The sequence below is a fragment of the Bradyrhizobium sp. F1.13.3 genome, from assembly GCF_040548265.1.
Classification (GTDB): domain Bacteria; phylum Pseudomonadota; class Alphaproteobacteria; order Rhizobiales; family Xanthobacteraceae; genus Bradyrhizobium.
Genome location: NZ_JBEPRI010000011.1, coordinates 194,361 through 215,388 on the forward strand (window position 1 = coordinate 194,361; position 21,028 = coordinate 215,388).

Genomic DNA, 21,028 nt, shown 5'->3' on the forward strand with positions numbered 1-21,028 from the left:
GCACGATGGAGCTGTTCACCAACCAAGTGCTGGCCGGCATCGCCACGGGCGCGATCTACGCCTGCATGGCGCTCGCCGTGGTCATGATTTACCAGGCGATCGATCATCTCAACTTCGCGCAGGGCGAGATGGCGATGTTCTCGACCTTCATCTCCTGGCAGCTGATGCAATGGGGCATCCCCTATTGGGCCGCCTTCGTGATCACGCTGGCGTTGTCCTTCGTCGGCGGCATCGCGATCGAGCGCATCCTGTTCAAGCCGCTCGCCAAGGCGCCGGTGCTGACCAATGTCGCCGGCTTCATCGCGCTGTTCGCGATCATCAACTCCTCGGCCGGCCTGATCTGGGACTTCACCATCAAGCAGTATCCGACCCCGTTCGGCTCCTCACCGTTCCTCGGCAGCCAGCTGATCTCGACCCACCAGGCCGGCATGATCGGCGTCACCGTGCTGCTGCTGCTCGGCCTCTACTTCTTCTTCCAGTACACCAAGATCGGCCTCGCCATGCGCGCGGCCGCCTCCGTGCCTGAATCGGCCCGGCTGGTCGGCATCAACACGAGCTGGATGATCGCGCTGGGCTGGGGCATGGCATCCGCGATCGGTGCGATCGCCGGCATGCTGATCGCACCGGTCGTGTTCCTCGAGCCCAATATGATGGGCGGCGTGCTGATCTACGGCTTCGCCGCGGCGGTGCTCGGCGGACTGACCAGCCCGTTCGGCGCCGTGGTCGGCGGCTTCCTGGTCGGTGTCTTCGAAAACCTCGCCGGCACCTACATTCCCGGCGTCGGCAACGAGCTGAAGCTTCCGATCGCGCTCGCGCTGATCATTTCCGTCCTGGTCGTCAAACCCGCTGGCCTGTTCGGCCGGCAAATCGTCAAGCGAGTTTGATCATGAGCGCTGCAGAAGAAGTCGTTGCAGAAGGTCATCAAGCGGTCGAGGCCGTTCCGAAGCGGGCGATGACGCTGGGCACGGGCACTTCCCTGTTGGTGCTGGCGGTGCTGTTGATCGTGCCGATGTTCGTCAAGAACTTCATCATCTTCCAGATGACGATGCTCCTGATCTACGGGCTCGCGGTGCTGGCCTTGAACATCCTGACGGGCAGCTCCGGCCAGTTCTCGCTAGGCCAGAGCGCCTTCTACGCCGTGGGTGCTTATACGTCGGCGGTGCTGATGGAGTACTTCAACGTCAACTATGCGCTGACAATTCCGATTTCCGCGGTGGTCTGCTTCGGATTCGGCTACCTGTTCGGCAAGCCGGCGCTGCGGCTGTCGGGCGTCTATCTCGCGCTCGCGACCTTTGCCCTTGCCACCGCGATGCCGCAGCTGCTGAAGCTGAACTTCCTCGAGCACTGGACGGGCGGCGTGCAGGGCCTCGTCGTCACCAAGCCCGACGCGCCGTTCGGGCTGCCGATGTCACAGGACACGTGGCTCTACTACTTCTCGCTCGCCGTCGTGCTCGCGATCTACATCTTCTCGGTAAACCTGCTGCGCTCCCGGTCGGGCCGTGCCTTCATGGCGATCCGCGACAACGAGATCGCGGCCTCCTCGATGGGCGTCAACGTCGCACTGTACAAGACGCTGGCCTTCGGCGTGTCCGCTGGCATCACCGGCGTTGCCGGCTCGCTTGGCGCCATCGCCGTGCAGTTCGTCGCGCCCGACAGCTATACGATCACGCTGGCGATCTCGTTGTTCCTCGGCATGGTCGTCGGTGGCGTCGGCTGGCTGCCAGGCTCGTTCGTCGGCGCAGCCTTCATCATCTTCGTGCCGAACATGGCGGAGGGCATCTCCAAGGGCCTCTCCGGCGCGGTGTTCGGCGTACTCCTGTTCGCCGTCATCTACCTCGTGCCGCACGGCGCCAGGCAGATCGCGATCATGGGCCAGCAACTCGTCGGCCGGCTCAGGAAGAACTGAAAGTCCGTTAATTAAGCCAAGGAGACCCGAATTGCTTTTTGAAAGAACACTGCGAACCGCTGCGCTGGTCACGGCAACGGCGGTCATCACTCTCACCTCAGGCGCCGCATTCGCCCAGAAAAAATATGACACTGGCGCGTCCGATACCGAGATCAAGATCGGCAACATCATGCCGTACAGCGGTCCGGCGTCCGCCTATGGCATCATCGGCAAGACCGAAGAAGCCTATTTCAAGATGATCAACGACAAGGGCGGCATCAACGGCCGCAAGATCAACTTCGTCACCTATGATGACGGCTATTCGCCGCCGAAGGCCGTGGAGCAGGTCCGCAAGCTGGTCGAGAGCGACGAAGTAATCGTCGTGTTCAACCCGCTCGGCACGCCCTCGAACAGCGCGATCCAGAAGTATTTGAACGCCAAGAAGATCCCGCAGCTGTTCGTCGCCACCGGCGCCACCAAGTGGAACGACCCGAAGAACTTCCCCTGGACCATGGGCTGGCAGCCCTCCTACCAGAGCGAAGCGCAGATCTACGCGAAATGGCTCTTGAAGGAGAAGCCGGACGCCAAGATCGCGATCCTCTATCAGAACGACGATTTCGGCAAAGACTACCTCAAGGGCACCAAGGACGGCCTGGGCGCCAAGGGCGCGTCCATGATCGTCATGGAAGAGAGCTACGAGGTGTCGGAGCCGTCGATCGATGGTCACATCGTCAAGATCAAGGCCGCCAATCCCGACGTCCTGCTGATCTACACGACGCCGAAATTCGCGGCCCAAACCATCAAGAAGACCGCCGAGCTGAGCTGGAAGCCGCTGCAGATCCTCACCAACGTGTCGATCTCGGTCGGCAGCGTGATGAAGCCGGCCGGCTTCGAGGCTGCGCAGGGCGTGCTGTCGGCGGCCTATGCCAAGGACTCCACGGACCCGCAGTGGGCCAACGACCCCGGCATGAAGAAGTGGAACGAGTTCGTCGACAAGTACATGCCGGGTGCCGACAAGTCCGACACCAGCATGGTCTATGGCTACGGCGCGGCGTCGACGCTGGCCAAGGTCCTGGAGATGTGCGGCGACGATCTGACCCGGGCCAACATCATGAAGCAGGCGGCTTCGTTGAAGGATTTTGCACCGGACACCCTGCTGCCCGGCGTCAAGATCAACACCGGCCCGACCGACTTTGCCCCGATCGCGCAGCTTCAGATGCAGCGCTTCAAGGGCGAGAAGTGGGAACTCTTCGGCGAGATCATCAGCGGCGACATCGCCACCGAGTGACACCCTGACGCTATAGTCCAACGCTTCAAGAAGCCCCCGCGAGTCATCGCGGGGGCTTTTTGTTGACGTCTTGCATCAATCTTGTTCAATGCGGCGACGATCCGTTCCGGGTGGAGAAAGATGACTGCCGTTCGATTTCAGGTTGCGGCCGTTCTGGCTGCATTCGCGTTGTGCACTGCGATGAGCGGCCCGGCACTGGCCCAGAAGAAATACGACGCCGGCGCTTCCGATACCGAGATCAAGATCGGCAACATCATGCCCTATAGCGGCCCGGCGTCCGCCTATGCGGCGATCGGCAAGGCCGAGGAAGCCTATTTCAACAAGATCAATGCCGAGGGCGGCATCGGCGGCCGCAAGATCAAGTTCATCTCCTACGATGACGGCTATTCGCCGCCGAAGACGGTGGAGCAGGCCCGCAAGCTGGTCGAGAGCGACGGGGTGCTGCTGATCTTCGGCTCGCTCGGCACCTCCACCAACGGCGCGATCCGCAAATACATGAACGAGAAGAAGGTTCCGCAATTGTTCGTGGCGAGCGGCGCTTCGAAGTGGAACGATCCGAAGCAATATCCCTGGACCATGGGCTGGCAGCCGAGCTACGCGAGCGAGGCGCGCATCTACGCCAAGTACATCATGAAGGAGAAGCCGGACGGCAAGATCGGCGTGCTCTACCAGAACGACGATTTCGGCAAGGACTATCTCAAGGGGCTGAAGGAAGGCCTAGGCCCTAAGGCCTCGATGATCGTGCTGGAAGACGGTTACGACACTTCGGAGCCGGCAATCGACGAGCACGTCGTGAAATTGAAGGCCTCCGGCGCCGACATCTTCGTCAGCATCACCACACCGAAATTTGCAGCGCAAGCGATCAAGAAGGCGGCCGAGATCGGCTGGCATCCGGTCCACATCATCTCCAACGTCTCGGCCTCGGTCGGCGGCGTGCTCGAGCCGGCCGGGCTCGAGGTCTCGCAAGGCGTCCTGTCGGCGAGCTACACCAAGGACGGCTCCGACCCGCAATGGAATGCCGACGACGGCATGAAGAAGTTCTACAACTTCCTCGCCAAATACGATCCCAAGGCTAACAAGCTCGATGCCGGCGTAGTGTTCGGCTATGCCGCCGCGCAGACCATGGTGAAGGTGCTGCAAATGTGCGGCGACGACCTCACCCGCGACAACGTCATGAAGCAGGCCGCCAGCCTGAAGGATTTCGAACCCGACACCCTGTTGCCCGGCATCAAGATCAACACCGCAGCCGATAATTTCGCCCCGATCGAGCAGCTCCAGATGATGAGGTTCAAGGGCCGGAAATGGGAGCTGTTCGGGGACATCATCTCGAGCGAGCTCGGCCACTGAAGCCGCGCAACTCAAACTCGCTCCTGATCGGTTGATCAACTCAGACGGATGCACCTTCTCGCAGTCGCACACCAGCGCGCGGGCGCCCTGACTACTAAAGAAGCAGCTCCTGCGACCCCGCCGCAGGGGCTTTCTGTTGTAGGCATCAGGTAAATCGTATTGAATTGCGGCTGCGTCACCAAAAACGAGCAACACAAGAAAAGGGACGCACACACACCAAGAAAATAGGGAGATAGGAATGCCCGCTGTCACCGGCAAACTTGCGGCCGCGTCACTTGCGCTCGCGCTCATTGCGGCCTCGGCCTCCACTGCATCGGCCCAGAAGAAATACGATACCGGCGCGACCGATACCGAGATCAGGATCGGCAACATCATGCCCTACAGCGGCCCGGCCTCCGCCTACGGCATCATCGGGCGGACGGAAGCCGCCTATTTCAAGAAGATCAACGACGAAGGCGGCATCAACGGCCGCAAGATCAACTACATCAGCTACGACGACGCCTACTCGCCGCCGAAGACGGTGGAGCAGGCGCGCAAGCTGGTCGAGAGCGACGAGGTGCTGTTCATCTTCAACTCGCTCGGCACGCCGCCGAACTCGGCGATCCACAAATACATGAACTCGAAGAAGGTGCCGCAGCTCTTCGTCGCCACCGGCGCCACCAAGTGGAACGATCCGCAAAACTTCCCGTGGACCATGGGCTGGCAGCCCAACTACCAGAGCGAGACGCAGATCTATGCGAAGTGGCTCTTGAAGAACAAGCCGGACGCCAAGATCGCCGTGCTTTACCAGAACGACGATTACGGCAAGGACTATCTGAAGGGCCTGAAGGACGGCCTCGGCGCCAAGGCCGCGTCAATGATCGTCATGGAGGAGAGCTACGAGACATCCGAGCCGACCATCGACAATCACATCGTCAAGCTGAAGTCGACCGGCGCCGACGTCTTCATGAACATCACGACGCCGAAATTCGCCGCGCAGGCGATCAAGAAGAACGCCGAGATCGGCTGGAAGCCGCTGCACTTCCTCAACAACGTCTCGGCCTCCGTCGGCAGCGTGATGAAGCCCGCCGGCTTCGAGAACGGCCAGGACATCATCTCGGCCGATTATCTCAAGGACGTATCGGATCCCGCTTGGACCAGCGATCCCGGCATGAAGGACTTCTTGGCGTTCATGACCAAATACTTCCCCGAGGGCGACAAGCTCGATAAGGGCACCATCGTCGGCTATGCCGTGGCCCAGACGCTCGTTCAGGTCTTGAAGCAGTGCGGCGACGATCTCACGCGCGCGAACATCATGAAGCAGGCGGCGAGTCTGAAGGACTTCCGCACCGAGGCGCTGCTGCCGGGCGTGAAGATCAACACCTCCCCGACCGATTTCGCGCCGATCAGCCAGCTCCAGCTCGAGAAGTTCAAGGGCGAGAAGTGGGAACTGTTCGGCGACGTGATCAGCGCCGACGTGGGCGGCTAGCCGGCTCGACCATACGACGACGAGAGCCCCCTGCGAGATGATCGCAGGGGCTTTGCTGTGCCGATTATGATCACGCGATTGCACAATCGAATGATGGCGAAGCCGGCTTACGCTTTGGCGCATGATGCGGTAGGCAGGTGAGCGGCGCGTTTGCCGCCAGTCTTTCCTGTCCGCCAAGGCCTTTCGTCATGACCGACCGACGCCCCCTGCTCCGCGCGCTCTACGACGCCGCCGTTGCCGCCGCTCATCCGAGCACGATTCTGGCGCCACACCTGCGGCCCGCACCGAGGGGACGCGTGATCTGCCTCGCCGCCGGCAAGGGCGCGGCCGCGATGGCCGCCGCCGCCGAGCGGCATTATCTCGACACGCTCGGGCTCGCACCGGAACGCCTCGTCGGCATCGCCACCACGCGCCACGGCTACGGCGTACCGACCCGCCGCATCCGCGTGGTCGAGGCCGGTCATCCCTTGCCTGACGAAGCCGGCCTGAAGGGCGCGGCCGATACGCTCGCGCTCGCGGCCGAGGCCGGGCCCGACGATTTGCTTCTGGTGCTGCTGACCGGCGGCGGCTCGGCGAACTGGATCGCGCCCGTCAACGGCATCAGCTTCGCGCAGAAGCAGGCGGTCAACAAGGCGCTGCTCCGCTCCGGCGCGCCTATCGGCGAGATGAATGTCGTGCGCAAGCACCTGTCGCGGATCAAGGGCGGCCGGCTGGCGCGCGCAGGCAGAAATGCCGCCGAGATCGTGACGCTTGCGATCTCCGACGTGCCGCATGACGACCCCTCCGCGATCGCCTCCGGTCCGACCGTGCCCGATCCGACCACGCTCAATGATGCGCGCGCCATCGTCGCCAAATACAAGCTCGACATCGACGATGCCGTCCGCCGCGCGCTGGACGACCCCGCCAACGAGAGCTGCAAGCCCGGCGACGCCGCGTTCGCGCGCGCGCATTTCGAATTGATCGCGCGTCCGAAGCAATCGCTCGACGCTGCGGTGAAACTCGCGCATGAAGCCGGTTACGAGACAATCGATCTCGGCGCCGACCTCGAAGGCGAGGCCCGCGACGTTGCCGCCGATCACGCCAAGCTGGCGCTTCAGGCCCGCGCGCAGGGCAAGCGCGTCGCGATCCTCTCCGGCGGCGAGCTCACGGTCACCGTGCGCGGCAATGGCCGCGGCGGCCCGAACCAGGAATACGCGCTGGCGCTCGCGGGCCTCTTGAAGGACACGCCTGACATCTCCGCGCTCGCCGGCGACACCGACGGCGCCGATGGCGGTGCCGGAAATCCCACCGACCCCGCCGGCGCGCTGATCGACGCGGCGACGTTCGCGAAGATGACGGCGCAGCGGCTGCATGCGCAGACCTATCTCGACAACAACGACGCGACGACGTTCTTCGAGGCGACGGGCGACCTGTTGCTGCCGGGTCCCACGCTGACCAACGTGAACGACATCAGGGTAATCCTGATCGACTGACCCAGCGGCATCGCTATCCCGCCGGCTCAGCGCGCGGTTCGGCGGGACAGCATGGTTAATGATCTCTGAGTTCTCGTCGGCGTCCTCTTTTCCAGGGGCCGCCATTGCCGCTTTTAACCTCGCGTTCGCTGCAGTTTCAGGAATGCGCCCTGAAATCGGGCGAATCATTGGGCTCATTCACCACCGCCTGCTCTAATCGCGTCGTCCCGGGGGCAACGCGCATGGCGCAGAGTGATCAGGAGGTCGCAAGCATTGATCCGCTCGTGCTCGGCGAGCTGCTCAAGTGCGCCGCCAATAATCTGTGGCTCGGCATCATCCTCTTTGGGAGCGACCGCAGGGTCATTTTCTGCAATCCGCGTTACCGCGAAATGTACGCGCTCTCGCCCGAGCAGGTGCACCCGGGTACGCCGATCAAGGACCTGATCCAGCATCGGCTCGAACTGGGCCTGAACATCCGCGGAGAAGCCGGCGCCTATGTCCGCGCCCGCACGGAGGGTTCGGTCGTCAGCGAGCAGACGGTCCAGCAGTTCGCCGACGGACGAATCATCGCCTACACCATCCATCCCCTGCCCGACGGCGGCGGCATGGCGACGCACGAGGACATTACAGAGCGCGAAGAGCTCAGTGCGCGGCTACAGGAACGCAATTTTCAGTTCGACATTGCGATCAACAACATGTCGCAGGGACTTTGCTTCTTCAGCGCCGACCATCGGCTGCTGGTCTGCAACACGCACTATATCGAAATGTACGGCCTGCCGCCCGACCGCGTTCGTCCGGGCACGCCGCTCCAGGAGATCCTCGACATGCGCTTCGAAGCCGGCAGCGTGCCGGCCATGACGCGGGAGGAATATGCTAGATGGCGGACCGATGTCGCCACATCAGCCGAGGCCATGGACAGCGTCGTCGAGATGCGGAACGGGCGAACCTTCAAGATCAGGCATCGACCGATGCCCGATCTCGGATGGGTCGCGACCCACGAAGACATCACCGAGCAGCGCAAGGCGGAATTGAAGATCGCGCATATGGCGCACCACGACGCGCTGACGGACCTCGCCAATCGCGCCCTGCTCGGTCAGCGCCTCAAGCAGGCGCTCGAACAGAGTGGGATGTTCGCGATCCACCACATCGATCTCGACAAGTTCAAGGCCGTCAACGACACCCTGGGCCATCAGGCCGGCGACATCCTGCTGCAGGATGCCAGCCGCCGCCTCAAGCAGCTCGCGCGCGACAGCGATACGATCGCGCGCATGGGTGGCGATGAATTCGTGATCCTCCAGACCCCGATTTCCAATTCGAGCGAAGCGGACGCGCTGGCGCGTGATGTTGTCAGCACGCTGAGTGCTCCGTTCGGGCTCGACGGACACCAGACCATTGCGGGCGCGAGCATCGGGATCGCCATTGCGCCCGGCGACGGCTCGACGCCCGAACAACTCCTGCACAATGCCGATCTGGCCCTGTATCGCGCAAAAAGCGGCGGCCGCGGCATGCACTGCTTCTTCGAACCGGCCATGGGCGAAGAGGCGCAAAGCCGTCGCGCGCTGGAGCAGGACCTGCGCAACGGCCTTGCCGCCGGCGAGTTCGAGCTGCACTACCAGCCGGTCGTGAAGACCGACGGCGGCGAGATCAGCGGCTTCGAAGCCTTGATCCGTTGGCGACATCCACGGCGCGGACTGGTCGCGCCGAACAGCTTTATCCCGCTTGCGGAAGAGATCGGCCTGATCGTGCCGATCGGCGAATGGGTGATCCGGCAGGCCTGTGCCACTGCAAGCCGGTGGCCGGACCATCTGCACGTCGCCGTCAATATCTCGGCGGTGCAATTCCGTCAGCCGGGCCTGACGGAGGTGATCGTCGGCGCGCTGGCGGCCTCCGCCCTCGATCCGCGGCGGCTGGAGATCGAGATCACGGAAAGCGTTCTGCTGCAGGACAGGCATGGGACGCTGACGACGCTGCACCAGCTCCGCGCACTGGGCATCAAGGTCGCCATGGACGATTTCGGCACCGGCTATTCGTCACTGACCTATCTGCAATGCTTTCCCTTCGACAAGATCAAGATCGATCGGTCTTTCGTCAGCGGCGTGGAAAACAATGCGGCATCCCTCAGCATCGTGCGAGCGGTGGCGGCGCTGGCGCGCGGAATGGGCATGACGACGACGGCGGAGGGCGTGGAGACCGAGGAGCAAAGGGACCGGATCGCAGCGGAGGGCTGCACCGAAATGCAGGGCTATCTGTTCAGCCCTCCCTTGCCCGCCGTGGAAATCGAGCGCCGCTTCCTGTCCGCGGACGCACCTGCCATGCCCGACCGGTTCGCTGCAGCCTAACCGCCGCCAGCCCGCCCGCGGGTTCGATGCTCCGTCGCCGGCGCAACGAATCCGTCAAAACTCGTTGGCGATCTTCGAGAGCATTCCGAGCAGGGCTTCGCGGTTGGACGGCCCGAGCAGCTCGTTCAGCCGGGCCTCGTGCTTGGTGGCGACGAGCTTCTTGGCACGGGCCAGCACGGCCTTGCCCTTATCGGTCAGCACCAGGATGTGCGAGCGGCGGTCGTTGGTGGAGCGGATCCGCGCGCAAAGATCGCGGCTCTCGAGATTGTCGAGCATGGCCACGAAGTTCGGGCGCAGGATGCCGAGGGTGGAGGCGATCTCGGTCTGGTTACGGCCCGGGTTTTTCTCGACCAGCAGCAGCACGGAGAACTGCGCCGGCGTGAGCTGGAGCGAGGCCATGCAGCGCAGGAAATTCTCGAACACCTTGAGCTGTGCCCGCTTCAGGACATAGCCGAGCTGCTCCGAGAGCTCGCCGAGCTGGAGGGCTTCGCCGGGCCCTTCGGCCGCGTCCTTGCGGCCCTTGGCTGTGTCGGCGGATTTTTCAGCGGTTTTGGAAACGGTCATCGCCTCATGCTCGCAATCCCGTTAAGTTCGGGAGGATCGTTCGCCACACTTGATGTTATATTTGATAATTGTTATGGACCATATCAAATATCGTCAGCGCTGTTCAATGGCTGTGAGCGGACCGTCCACCACAATCAGGGGACCGGTCCTGAATCTTTGAGGGGGGGCGTCCGGTCTTGAATACCACCATCATGCTGTTCCTGCTGCAGGACGGCATCACCAATGGCGCGATCTATGCGCTGCTCGGCCTGGCGCTGGTGCTGGTGTTCGCCGTCACCCGCGTCATCCTCATTCCGCAAGGCGAATTCGTCACCTATGGCGCGCTGACCTATGCCTCGCTGGCCGCGGGCCAGATGCCGGGCACGGCAAAACTCGCGCTCGCCCTGGGCATCGGCGCCTTCGCCTTCGACTTGTTCGCGGCGCGCAAGGCGCTGCACGGGCGCCTGATCCTGCGCAGCACCGTCACCAATATCGTACTGCCGGCCATCGTGCTGGCGCTGACCGTCTATTTTGCCGCTCAGAAGCCGCCGGTTGCGGTCTGCATCGCGCTGTCGCTGGTGATCGTGGCGATGATCGGCCTGTTTCTCTACCGCATCGCATTCCAGCCGCTGGCGCACACCTCGGTGCTGGTGCTGCTGATCGCGTCGGTGGGCGTCCATCTCGCGCTTCAGGGACTAGGCCTTTTGTTCTTCGGCGCCGAGGGCCAGCGCGGACCTGCCGTGCTGTCGGGATCTTTCACCGCCGGCGCGCTGCGCTTCACTGGCCAGAGCATTACGGTCTATGGCATCACCATCGCCTTCATCGTCGGGCTGTGGCTGTTCTTCGGGCTCACGCTCTACGGCAAGGCGCTACGCGCGACCGCCGTGAACCGGCTGGGTGCCCGGCTCGTCGGGATCCGCACGACGCTGTCCGGGCAGATCGCCTTCCTGCTGGCGTCCGTCATCGGTGCGCTGTCGGGCATCATGATCGTGCCGATCACGACGCTCTATTACGACTCGGGCTTCCTGATCGGCCTGAAGGGCTTTGTCGCTGCCATCATTGGCGGGCTTGTCAGCTATCCCCTCACGGCGGTCGCGGCGCTGGTCGTCGGCATCGTCGAGGCGTTCTCGTCCTTCTATGCCTCCAACTACAAGGAGGTGATCGTTTTCATGCTCTTGATTCCCGTGCTGCTGTTGCGCTCGCTCGCGGCGCCTGCGGTCGAGGAAGAAAAGGACTGACGCCAAGATGCAGAGCCGGCTCCCCATCCTCATCTTCGCGCTGATCATGGCGGCGATCCCGTTTGTTCCGGGCATGCCCCCGTTCTGGATCGTGCTGCTCGACAATATCGGCCTCGCGGCCCTCGTCGCGATGGGCCTCGTGCTGCTGACCGGCGTCGGCGGCCTGACCTCGTTTGGACAAGCGGCCTTCGTCGGTTTCGGCGCCTACACCACCGCGGTGCTGTCGACGGCCTACGGCATGTCGCCCTGGCTGACACTGCCGTTGTCGCTGGTGGTCAGCGGATTGTTGGCGGTGCTGCTCGGCCTCGTCACGGTCCGTCTGTCCGGCCACTATCTGCCGCTCGGCACGCTCGCCTGGGGGCTCGGCTTGTTCTATCTCTTCAGCAAGCTGGAATTTTTGGGAAGAAACGACGGCATCTCGGCGATCCCGCCGCTGTCGATCGGCTCGTTCAAGATGCTCTCGCCCGGCTCGATCTACTACGCGATCTGGGTTGCCGTGATCCTCTCGGCGCTGCTCACGATGAACCTGCTGGACTCCCGCACCGGCCGCGCCATCCGCGCGCTCCGGCGCGGCCATATCGCGGCCGAGGCGTTCGGCGTGCACACGCCGCGGGCGAAAATGCTGGTGTTCATCCACGCCGCCGTGCTCGCCGGTCTCTCCGGCTGGCTCTACGCCCATCTTCAACGCGCGGTGAACCCGACGCCGTTCGGCGCGCAGGCCGGCATCGAATATCTCTTCATCGCCGTGGTCGGCGGCGCCGGCTATGTCTGGGGCGGCGTCCTGGGCGCGGCGCTCGTCGTGGTCCTGAAGGAAGTGCTGCAGAGCTATCTGCCGCTGATCCTGCCCGGCTCCGGCCAGGTCGAAACCATCGTGTTCGGCATCATGCTGGTGGCGCTGCTCCAGCTCGCACCCGGCGGCGTCTGGCCCTGGCTGATGTCGTTCCTGCCTCAGCGTACCAGTGGCAAAAAGCCGGACACCTCGCTGAAACTGGAGCAGCGCACCCGCTCACCCGGCCAATCCAGCGTCCTGCTCCAGGTCGAGAAGGCGCGGAAGCAATTCGGCGGCGTGGTCGCGGTGAACAACGTCTCCTTCGACGTTCAGGCCCGCGAGATCGTCGCGTTGATCGGCCCCAACGGCGCCGGCAAGAGCACCACCTTCAACCTGATCACCGGCGTACTGTCGGCCAGCTCGGGCTCGATCTCCGTGCTCGGCAACAAGGTCGACAGGGCGCCGCCGCAGGAGATCGTCAAGCTCGGCATCTCCCGCACCTTCCAGCACGTCAAGCTGGTGCCTGATATGACCGTGCTGGAGAACGTCGCGATCGGCGCCCATCTGCGCGGCCATTCGGGGCCGATCTCCTCGATGCTGCGGCTCGACCGCGCCGACGAGGCAAAGCTGCTCGCCGAAGCCGCCCGCCAGATCGAGCGGGTCGGACTTGGCGAGCAGATGCATCAGCTCGCAGGCTCGCTGTCGCTGGGACAGCAACGGATCGTCGAGATCGCCCGTGCGTTGTGCGTCGATCCGATGCTGCTGCTGCTCGACGAGCCGGCGGCCGGCCTGCGCCACATGGAAAAGCAGCAGCTCGCGACGCTGCTGCGGGAGCTGCGCGACGGCGGCATGAGCGTCCTGCTGGTCGAGCACGACATGGGCTTCGTCATGAACCTCGCCGACCGCATCGTGGTGCTCGATTTCGGCACCAAGATCGCGGAAGGAACGCCGGCCACGATCAAGACCAATCCCGAAGTGATCAAGGCCTATCTCGGAGTGGCGGCATGAGCGCACTGTTGTCCGTCGCCGACGCCCATGTCGCCTATGGCAAGGTCGAGGCCGTGCGCTCAGTCTCGCTCGAAGTCGGCCAAAACCAGATCGTCACCATCGTCGGCGCCAACGGCGCCGGCAAGACCACGCTGCTCTCCGCCATCATTGGCATCTTGCCGCTTAAGGGGCGCGTTTCATTCGCAGGTCAGGATCTGTCGCGGCTCGACATCGAGGACCGCGTCGCCATGGGGCTTGGCCTCGTTCCCGAGCATCGCGAATTGTTCGTGACCATGAATGTCGAGGACAATCTCGAGCTGGGGGCCTTCCGCATCGAGAGAAGCAAGGCGAAAGCCTCGATGGAGCGGGTCTACACGCTGTTTCCACGGCTCAAGGAGCGGCGCAAGCAGCTCGCCGGCACGCTCTCCGGCGGCGAGCAGCAGATGCTCGCGATGGGCCGCGCACTGATGGGTGAGCCAAAGCTCCTGATGCTGGACGAGCCGAGCCTCGGCCTCGCCCCGATCATCGTCGCCGACATTTTCCGCATCGTCACCGAACTGCGCGCTGCCGGCGTCTCCGTGCTGCTGGTCGAACAGAACGCCCAGGCCGCGCTCAAAATCGCAGATCAGGCCTATGTCATGGAGCTCGGCGAGTTCGTGCTCAGCGGCAAGGCCAGCGACATCGCGGCGAACGAGCGCGTCGCCGCCAGCTATCTCGGCTTCCAGCACGAAGGCGCGAGCGGGCTGTAAGTTCGGGAATTGTTGGCGCCGCACACTCGGTCTTCTTCCCTTCTTCCCTTCTCCCCTTGCGGGAGAAGGTGGCGCGAAGCGCCGGATGAGGGGTTCTCTCCGCGAATGACGATGTGGGACCATCGCCTGCGGAGAGAGACCCCTCACCCGTCTCGTCGCTCCGCGACGAGCCACCCTCTCCCGCAAGGGGAGAGGGTGCACCGTGCAAGCCGCTCCAGCTTCGTTGACAGGTAAGCTCAACTTTTCCCCTTCTCCCCCTTCATCGCCGCCACCTCCGCCTCCAGCTCCGCAATCCTCGCATCCCTTGCCGCCAGCGCCGCTGCCACATCCGTCGCGTCGAACTTCTGCGGGATGTGCTGCGGGCAGTTCGTGTCCCACGCTTCGATCTTGAACAGGATCACCTGCTCCGGCCGGGCACGATAGCCTTTCGGCATCAGCGATGCCGTCAGCGCCTCGTCGTCCTCGACCACGCGCGCCTCGCCCCAGATCTTCACCCGGCGGCGATGGGCGTAGTCCATCACGAAGATGTAGGCCTTGGGATTTTCGGACAGGTTTCCCTGGGTGATGTATTGCCGATTGCCGGCGTAGTCCGTGAAAGCCAGCGTCTGCTTGTCCAGCACCTTCAAAAAGCCCTTCGGGCCGCCGCGATGCTGGATGTAGGGCTGGCCATTGGCCGAGGCGGTGGCAAGATAAAAGCTGTTGGCGTCGGCCAGGAACGCCGCGAGGTTTTCATCGACCTCGGTGCGCCAGCCGCGCTGCTCGGCATGGGCATAGCCTTCGCGTGATCCTTTTCGGGTCTGGATCGACTTCACCGCCGGCGTGAATGCCACGTCGCTGGCATAGGTGTGAGTTGCCGTCATCGGACCATCTCCTGAAATCCCGGCGCATCCCTGCGTCTTCGCGATCTAAAATGGACCTCCCGGCGACTAAAACAATCAGGCCGCTTGACACTTCATCATTGCGGCATATGCAATAATGCCATGGACCGCCTTGAAGCCATGCATGTTTTCGTCACCGTCGCCGACCTGCGCGGCTTCGCGCCGGCGGCACGAAAGCTGCGGCTGTCGCCCTCCGCGGTGACGCGGCTGATCGCAGCGCTGGAGGAGCATCTCGGCGCGCGGCTGTTGCAGCGGACCACCCGACAAGTGACCCTGACCGACGTCGGCACGCGCTATCTGGAGCGCGCGCGTCGGATCCTGGCCGATGTCGAGGAGGCCGACGGCTCGGCACGGGAGGAGCGCAACCGGCCGAGCGGGCGGCTGGTGGTGTCGGCCCCGGTCGGCTTCGGCCGGCTCCATGTCGGACCTGTCATGATCGCCTACCTCAAGCGCTATCCCGAGGTCGCCTGCGAATTGCGGCTGTCGGACAACCTCGTCAATCTGGTGGAAGACGCCGTCGATGTCGCGGTGCGGATCGGCCATCTCGCCGACTCCTCCCTCGTCGCGCGCCAGGTCGGCGAGATGCGGCGGATCGTGGTGGCGACGCCAGGCTATCTGAAGCGCCATGGCGAGCCGAAGACGCCGGAGGCACTGCTCGCGCACCAGACCATCGCTTTCGGTCCATCCGCCAGCTGGCGCTTCGTGCAGGACGGCCGCGACATCGAGGTGGCGCCGAATCCACGCTTCGCCAGCAACAGCGCCGACGCCGCCCTGCAATATGCCGAGGCCGGCGGCGGCGTGACCCGGGTGCTGGCCTATCAGGCCGCCGAGGGCTTGCGGCGCGGGCGGCTCAGAATCGTGTTGGCGAAATACGAGCAGCCGGCGCTGCCGATTCACATCGTCTACCCGACCTCGCGCCTGCTCTCCGCCAAGGTGCGCGCCTTCGTCGATCTCGTGGTGGAGACCGCGGAGTGGAGGTTTGGGTGACAACTGTCATTCCGGGGCGGTCCGCAGGACCGAACCCGGAATCTCGAGATTCCGGGTTCTCGCTTCGCGAGCCCCGGAATGACAACTATCCTTTCTTCGGCACGACGCGAAAGGTGCCGCTGGCGCGCGCGATCACGGCGTCGTCGGCCTTCGCGAGGCACTGCGCGAAACAGATCGTGCTGCCGGTCTTGATCGCCTCACCCTCGACCGCGAGCCATTGGCCGATCTCGCCGGCGCCGACATAGTCGACCGACAGCGAGATCGTGACCAACGAGGTCGCCCAGCCCGTCGCCTGCGCGCAGCTGTAACCCATGGCGGCATCGGCCAACGCGGCGATCAGGCCGCCATGGATCAGCCCGCGTGCATTGGTGTGCGGCTTTGCCAGCCGCAATCCCACGGTGACGCCGTTGTCGGTCTTCCTGGAGTAAAGCGGCTCCCAGGGGTCGGTGAGTGGGGCCTTGCGAAAATGCGGCTCGAAGCCGGCGGGAATGTCGGTGCTGGTCATGTCTGTCTCGCGTTGGTGGCTGCCGCCATTGAACGCGAGGGACGTGACGGTTGCATCACCTACAAAATTTTAAACGGAATTTGCGCGGGTGTTTGAAATGGTCTCCCCCCTGTCATTGCGAGGAGCGTAGCGACGAAGCAATCCAGTCTCCCACTGCGGAGGGATTCTGGATTGCTTCGCTACGCTCGCAATGACGGGGGTATGCGGTACGGGCCGCGCCCTAAAACGGCAGCCCCACATAGTTCTCCGACAGCGATGTCATCGCTGCCTGCGACTGCGTGACGTAGTCGAGTTCGGCGAGCTGGATGCGCGCGCCGATCGTGCCGGTGTCGGGGAATTTGTGCAGCATCGAGGTCATCCACCAGGAGAAGCGCACGGCTTTCCAGACCCGCGCCAATGCCTTCGCCGAATAGGCGTCGATGCCGGCGCTGGATTTTTCGTCGTAGAACTCGCGGAATGCGCTCGACAGATAATGCGCGTCGCTGGCCGCCAGGTTCAGCCCCTTGGCGCCGGTCGGCGGCACGATATGGGCGGCGTCGCCGCACAGGAACATTTTGCCGAAGCGCATCGGCTCGGCGACGAAGCTGCGCAAGGGCGCAATGCTCTTCTCGATCGAGGGGCCCGTGATCAGGCTGTCGGCGGCGTCCTGGTCGAGCCGGCGCCTGAGCTCGTCCCAGAAACGGTCGTCCGGCCATTGGTCGACATGGTCGTCCAGCGCGCACTGCACATAGTACCGGCTGCGTTTGGTCGAACGCATGGTGCAGAGCGCAAAGCCGCGGGCGTGGTTGGAATAGATCAGCTCATGGCTGACCGGCGGCGTATCCGAGAGGATGCCGAGCCAGCCGAACGGGTAGATGCGCTCGAACTCCTCGATCGCCGAAGCCGGAACGCTGGCGCGGCTGATGCCGTGAAAGCCGTCGCAGCCGGCGATGAAATCGCAATCGATGGTGTGGGTGACGCCATCCTTCACGTAGGTTACGCGCGGGTGACTGCCGTCGAAATCATGCGGCTGCACGTCCCTGGCCTCGTAGACCGAGGTGAGGCCGGCGGCGTTGCGCGCATTCATCAGATCCAGCGTGACCTCGGTCTGGCCGTAGATCATGACCGTCTTGCCGGTCGCAGCCTTCATGTCGATGCGGTGCCGGCGCCCCGAGAAGGCGAGCTCGATCCCTTCATGCACCAGCCCTTCGGCATGCGCCCGCGCGCCGGCGCCGATCTGGTCGAGCAGCGCAACGGTTCCCTCCTCCAGCAGCCCGGCACGGATGCGGCCGAGCACATAATCGGGGCTCTGCCGCTCCAGAATGACATTGTCGATGCCGTAACGGTGCAGCAGTTGCCCAAGCAACAATCCAGCCGGCCCTGCCCCGATGATTGCGACTTTTGTCCGCAATACTTGCTCCTCCCGATCCTGTAGGCTTTCGTCGCGGCTCGCTTGTCGCAGCCGTCCGCGCACGATAATTATATCATATAACGGTTGGGCAAAAGGGAGTGCGCGGCGGCACGTCGCGCCAGTTCCGGCTTGAACGCGCCGGCCAATTAGATAACATGTTAATTAACGAGACCGGGCCATCGAAGCCCGCCGTCAAAAGAGGGAGAGACGCGTGATGAGGAAAGCCTGTCTGGCGTTGCTGCTGGCAGCAAGCGTGAGCCCTGCGTTCGCGCAGGACAAGACCTTCGATTTGAAGATCTCCCACTGGGTGCCGGCCTCGCATCCGCTGCAGAAATCGCTCGAGGACTGGGCCGCCGCGGTCGAGAAGGATTCCGGCGGCACCATCAAGGGCAAGGTGTTTCCGGCCCAGCAGATGGGCAAGGCGTTCGATCATTACGACATGGCGCGCGACGGCATCGCCGACGTCACCTATGTCAATCCCGGCTACCAGCCCGGCCGCTTCCCGATCATCGGCGCCGGCGAGCTGCCGTTCCTGATCTCGGATGCCAAGGGCGGCTCGATGGGGCTGGACGCCTGGTATCGCAAATACGCCGAGAAGGAGATGAAGGACGTCAAATACTGCCTCGCCTTCGTCCACTCGCCCTCCTCCTTCCATTCCAAGACCAAGAAGATCGTGATGCCGGAGGACGTGAAGGGCCTGAAGATCCGCCCCGCTCACGCCACCATGGCGAATTTCGTCACCTCGCTCGGCGGCACCAATGTGCAGTCCTCCGCGCCCGAAGTGCGCGACATCATCGAGCGCGGCGTCGCCGACGGCGTCACCTTCCCCTGGGGATCGCTGGTGCTGTTCGGCATCGACAAGGTGACCAAGTACGACATGGAGGCGCCGCTCTACACCACGACGTTCGTGTTCGTGATGAACAAGGACAAGTACAATGCGATGTCCGACAAGCAGAAGGCCGCGATCGACAAGAATTGCACGGTCGAGATGGCAGGCGTCGTCGGCGAGCACTGGGGCAAGTTCGAGGATGCCGGCATCGACAAGGTCAAGGCGGAGACCAGCCACGAGGTCTACAAGCTGACGCCTGAGCAGACCGCCGCCTGGAAGAAGGCCGCCGAGCCGCTGGTGAAGACCTGGAGTGACGGCGCGAAGAAGACCGGCGCGGATCCGGACGCGGCGCTTAGCGAGCTGAAGGCCTCGCTGAAGAAGTACAACGCGCTGGCGGAGTAGCTCTTCGTCGAAACACATGCGGCGGCGGGATGCATCTCGCCGCCGTTGTTCTGCAAGCGGGTCGAGACGCGAGGAACGCATTGCGCGTACTCTCCCTCTCCCGCCCGAGGATGGCATCTCTTAGGAAGCTCCCATGAAGCGCGCCTGGATGGATCGCATTATCGATTCGATCGAATGGATTGCCGCGGCTTTCGTCGGCATCGTCGCGCTCGACATCTTCCTGTCGGTGCTGCTGCGCAACACGCTGAACTATGCGATTCCGGATAGCTTCGACATCGGCCGCATGCTGCTCGGCATCCTTATCTTCTGGGGTATCGCCGCAACCTCCTATCGTGGCACCCACATCACGGTCGACCTGGTCTGGGGCAATGTCGGGCCGCGCTACCAGCGCTGGATCGACGTGTTCGCGACTCTGGTGCTGCTGTTCGTCGTGACCGTCCAGACCTGGACGCTGTTCGACAAGGTCCGCGGCACTTACAACGACAACGTCCAGACCTTCGACATGCACATGCCGACCTGGCCTTTCTTCGCGATCGCATGGATCGGCGACGTCTCCGCCGTGCTGCTGATCGCGATCCGCACCTACCGGTTGATCTTCCATCCCGAAGAGATGCACGACCCCAAGCTGAAGGCGACGGAGTAATCATGAGCACCGATGCCGTCGCCGTTATCGGCTTTGTTTCCCTGTTCGCCCTGATGCTGCTGCGCGTGCCCGTCGGCATGGCCATGGGCCTCGTCGGCGTCTCCGGCTTCTCCTATCTCGTCGGCGCCACGCCGGCGCTGAAGCTGGTCGGCCAGACCTCGATGCGCACGGTGACCGACTACACCTTCGGCGTCATTCCGATGTTTTTGCTGATGGGCTCCTTCGTCAGCAATTCCGGCATGAGCCGCGAGCTGTTCCGCGCCGCCAACGGCTTTGTGGGCCATTTGCGCGGCGGACTCGGCATCGCCACCGTCGGTGCCTGCGGCGGCTTTGCCGCGATCTGCGGCTCCTCGGTCGCGACCGCAGCGACCTTCTCCGCAGTCGCTTATCCCGAGATGCGCCGCTTCGGCTATCCGCAATCGTTTGCCACCGGCGTGATCGCGGCCGGCGGCACGCTGGGCGCGATGCTGCCGCCTTCCACGGTGCTCGCCGTCTACGGCATCATCACCGAGCAGGACATCGGCAAGCTGTTCATCGCCGGCATCATCCCGGGCATCCTGGCGATGACCATGTACATGATCACGATCTTCCTGATCGGCTATTTCCGGCCCGACTTCCTGCCCAAGGGCAAGGTGACGCCGTGGCGCGAGCGCTTCGCCGGCCTGAAGGACATCTGGGCGCCGGTGCTGCTGTTCGTGTTCGTGATCGGCGGCCTCTACGGCCTGCCCTATCTGCCGCGCTTCACGCCGACGGAAGCCGGCGGCGTCGGCGCTGCCGGCGCCTTCATCATCGGCGTGGCGACCGGCCGCCTCGACCGCGAGAAGATACTTGCCTCGCTGCTCCAGGCGACGCGCACCGCGGCCGCCGTGTTCACCGTGCTGATCGGCGCCCTGATCTTCGGCTATTTCCTCACGGTGACGCAGACCCCGCAGAAGGTGACGGAATTCCTCACCGGCCTCGGTCTCGGCCCCTACGGCGTGCTGGCGCTGATCATGGTGATGTATCTCGTGCTCGGCTGCCTGATGGACGCCATGGCGATGATCATCCTCACCGTGCCGATCATTTTCCCCGTGATCATGCATCTCGGTTTCGACCCGATCTGGTTCGGCGTCATCATCGTCATGACGGTCGAGCTCGGACTGATCCATCCGCCGGTCGGCATGAACGTCTTTGTCATCAAGAGCGTGGTGAAGGACGTCTCCTTCTCCACAATTTTCAAGGGCGTGATTCCGTTCGTGGCGACAGACCTCGTGCGCCTGGTGATCCTGATCGCCTTCCCGTTGCTGGCGACTTGGCTGCCGACGCGGATGATGGCGCATTGAGAGGCAAG

18 protein-coding genes are annotated in these 21,028 nt (G+C 63.6%); 14 read left to right on the forward strand and 4 right to left on the reverse strand.

Annotated features, from left to right (window positions below):
• The first annotated feature begins 5 nt into the window (after positions 1-5).
• The 7 genes from ABIB66_RS27510 to ABIB66_RS27540 all read left to right on the forward strand — a co-directional run bounded on the left by ABIB66_RS27510 (position 6) and on the right by ABIB66_RS27540 (position 9,778).
• The gene (locus ABIB66_RS27510; protein WP_007599708.1) at positions 6-884 is read left to right on the forward strand and encodes a branched-chain amino acid ABC transporter permease; all 879 of its coding nucleotides are present in this window, start codon (positions 6-8) and stop codon (positions 882-884) included.
• 2 nt (positions 885-886) lie between these two features.
• The gene (locus tag ABIB66_RS27515; protein WP_354256215.1) at positions 887-1,906 is read left to right on the forward strand and encodes a branched-chain amino acid ABC transporter permease; all 1,020 of its coding nucleotides are present in this window, start codon (positions 887-889) and stop codon (positions 1,904-1,906) included.
• Positions 1,907-1,937: 31 nt separating this feature from the next.
• On the forward strand, positions 1,938-3,173 hold the full coding sequence (locus tag ABIB66_RS27520) for an ABC transporter substrate-binding protein (protein WP_354209517.1): 1,236 nt from the start codon (positions 1,938-1,940) through the stop codon (positions 3,171-3,173).
• A 120-nt stretch (positions 3,174-3,293) separates the two neighbouring features.
• Positions 3,294-4,520 carry an ABC transporter substrate-binding protein gene (locus tag ABIB66_RS27525; protein ID WP_354209518.1) on the forward strand — a complete coding sequence of 409 codons (1,227 nt, stop codon included), beginning with the start codon at positions 3,294-3,296 and terminating at the stop codon, positions 4,518-4,520.
• Positions 4,521-4,758: 238 nt separating this feature from the next.
• A complete protein-coding gene (locus ABIB66_RS27530) occupies positions 4,759-5,988 on the forward strand; it encodes an ABC transporter substrate-binding protein (RefSeq protein ID WP_354256218.1) in 1,230 nt (409 codons plus the stop codon).
• 188 nt (positions 5,989-6,176) lie between these two features.
• Positions 6,177-7,460: a glycerate kinase type-2 family protein gene (locus ABIB66_RS27535; protein ID WP_354209519.1), complete on the forward strand. Its 1,284-nt coding sequence runs from the start codon at positions 6,177-6,179 to the stop codon at positions 7,458-7,460.
• A 221-nt stretch (positions 7,461-7,681) separates the two neighbouring features.
• Positions 7,682-9,778 carry a putative bifunctional diguanylate cyclase/phosphodiesterase gene (locus ABIB66_RS27540; RefSeq protein ID WP_354209520.1) on the forward strand — a complete coding sequence of 699 codons (2,097 nt, stop codon included), beginning with the start codon at positions 7,682-7,684 and terminating at the stop codon, positions 9,776-9,778.
• A 54-nt stretch (positions 9,779-9,832) separates the two neighbouring features.
• On the opposite strand, the gene ABIB66_RS27545 is transcribed toward ABIB66_RS27540, so the two are convergent.
• The gene (locus tag ABIB66_RS27545; RefSeq protein WP_275172328.1) at positions 9,833-10,342 is read right to left on the reverse strand and encodes a MarR family winged helix-turn-helix transcriptional regulator; all 510 of its coding nucleotides are present in this window, start codon (positions 10,340-10,342) and stop codon (positions 9,833-9,835) included.
• Between the two features lie 176 nt (positions 10,343-10,518).
• Here ABIB66_RS27545 and ABIB66_RS27550 point away from each other — a divergent pair, with 176 nt between their 5' ends.
• Genes ABIB66_RS27550 through ABIB66_RS27560 form a run of 3 tightly spaced genes read left to right on the forward strand, consistent with a single transcriptional unit; the run spans position 10,519 to position 14,064 of the window.
• On the forward strand, positions 10,519-11,559 hold the full coding sequence (locus tag ABIB66_RS27550) for a branched-chain amino acid ABC transporter permease (RefSeq protein WP_354062929.1): 1,041 nt from the start codon (positions 10,519-10,521) through the stop codon (positions 11,557-11,559).
• 7 nt (positions 11,560-11,566) lie between these two features.
• A complete protein-coding gene (locus tag ABIB66_RS27555) occupies positions 11,567-13,336 on the forward strand; it encodes a branched-chain amino acid ABC transporter ATP-binding protein/permease (protein ID WP_354209521.1) in 1,770 nt (589 codons plus the stop codon).
• The gene (locus ABIB66_RS27560; protein WP_354209522.1) at positions 13,333-14,064 is read left to right on the forward strand and encodes an ABC transporter ATP-binding protein; all 732 of its coding nucleotides are present in this window, start codon (positions 13,333-13,335) and stop codon (positions 14,062-14,064) included. Before ABIB66_RS27555 ends, ABIB66_RS27560 begins: the two co-directional genes overlap by 4 nt.
• A gap of 236 nt (positions 14,065-14,300) precedes the next feature.
• Here ABIB66_RS27560 and ABIB66_RS27565 read toward each other — a convergent pair whose 3' ends face one another.
• Positions 14,301-14,924, reverse strand: a complete 624-nt coding sequence (locus ABIB66_RS27565) for a pyridoxamine 5'-phosphate oxidase family protein (RefSeq protein WP_354209523.1) — start codon at positions 14,922-14,924, stop codon at positions 14,301-14,303.
• A 120-nt stretch (positions 14,925-15,044) separates the two neighbouring features.
• Here ABIB66_RS27565 and ABIB66_RS27570 point away from each other — a divergent pair, with 120 nt between their 5' ends.
• A complete protein-coding gene (locus tag ABIB66_RS27570) occupies positions 15,045-15,929 on the forward strand; it encodes a LysR family transcriptional regulator (RefSeq protein WP_354209524.1) in 885 nt (294 codons plus the stop codon).
• A gap of 85 nt (positions 15,930-16,014) precedes the next feature.
• Here the strand turns inward: ABIB66_RS27570 and ABIB66_RS27575 are convergent, their stop codons facing one another.
• Positions 16,015-16,434, reverse strand: a complete 420-nt coding sequence (locus ABIB66_RS27575; protein WP_275172333.1) for a PaaI family thioesterase — start codon at positions 16,432-16,434, stop codon at positions 16,015-16,017.
• A gap of 220 nt (positions 16,435-16,654) precedes the next feature.
• Positions 16,655-17,824: a 4-hydroxybenzoate 3-monooxygenase gene (gene pobA, locus ABIB66_RS27580; protein WP_275172334.1), complete on the reverse strand. Its 1,170-nt coding sequence runs from the start codon at positions 17,822-17,824 to the stop codon at positions 16,655-16,657.
• A gap of 214 nt (positions 17,825-18,038) precedes the next feature.
• Between pobA and ABIB66_RS27585 the strand changes: the two genes are divergently transcribed.
• The 3 genes from ABIB66_RS27585 to ABIB66_RS27595 all read left to right on the forward strand — a co-directional run bounded on the left by ABIB66_RS27585 (position 18,039) and on the right by ABIB66_RS27595 (position 21,020).
• The gene (locus tag ABIB66_RS27585) at positions 18,039-19,055 is read left to right on the forward strand and encodes a TRAP transporter substrate-binding protein (RefSeq protein ID WP_275172369.1); all 1,017 of its coding nucleotides are present in this window, start codon (positions 18,039-18,041) and stop codon (positions 19,053-19,055) included.
• Between the two features lie 133 nt (positions 19,056-19,188).
• Positions 19,189-19,698, forward strand: coding sequence for a TRAP transporter small permease (locus ABIB66_RS27590; protein ID WP_195800841.1), 510 nt, complete (start codon positions 19,189-19,191; stop codon positions 19,696-19,698).
• 2 nt (positions 19,699-19,700) lie between these two features.
• Positions 19,701-21,020: a TRAP transporter large permease gene (locus tag ABIB66_RS27595; RefSeq protein WP_275172335.1), complete on the forward strand. Its 1,320-nt coding sequence runs from the start codon at positions 19,701-19,703 to the stop codon at positions 21,018-21,020.
• Positions 21,021-21,028: the final 8 nt, after the last annotated feature.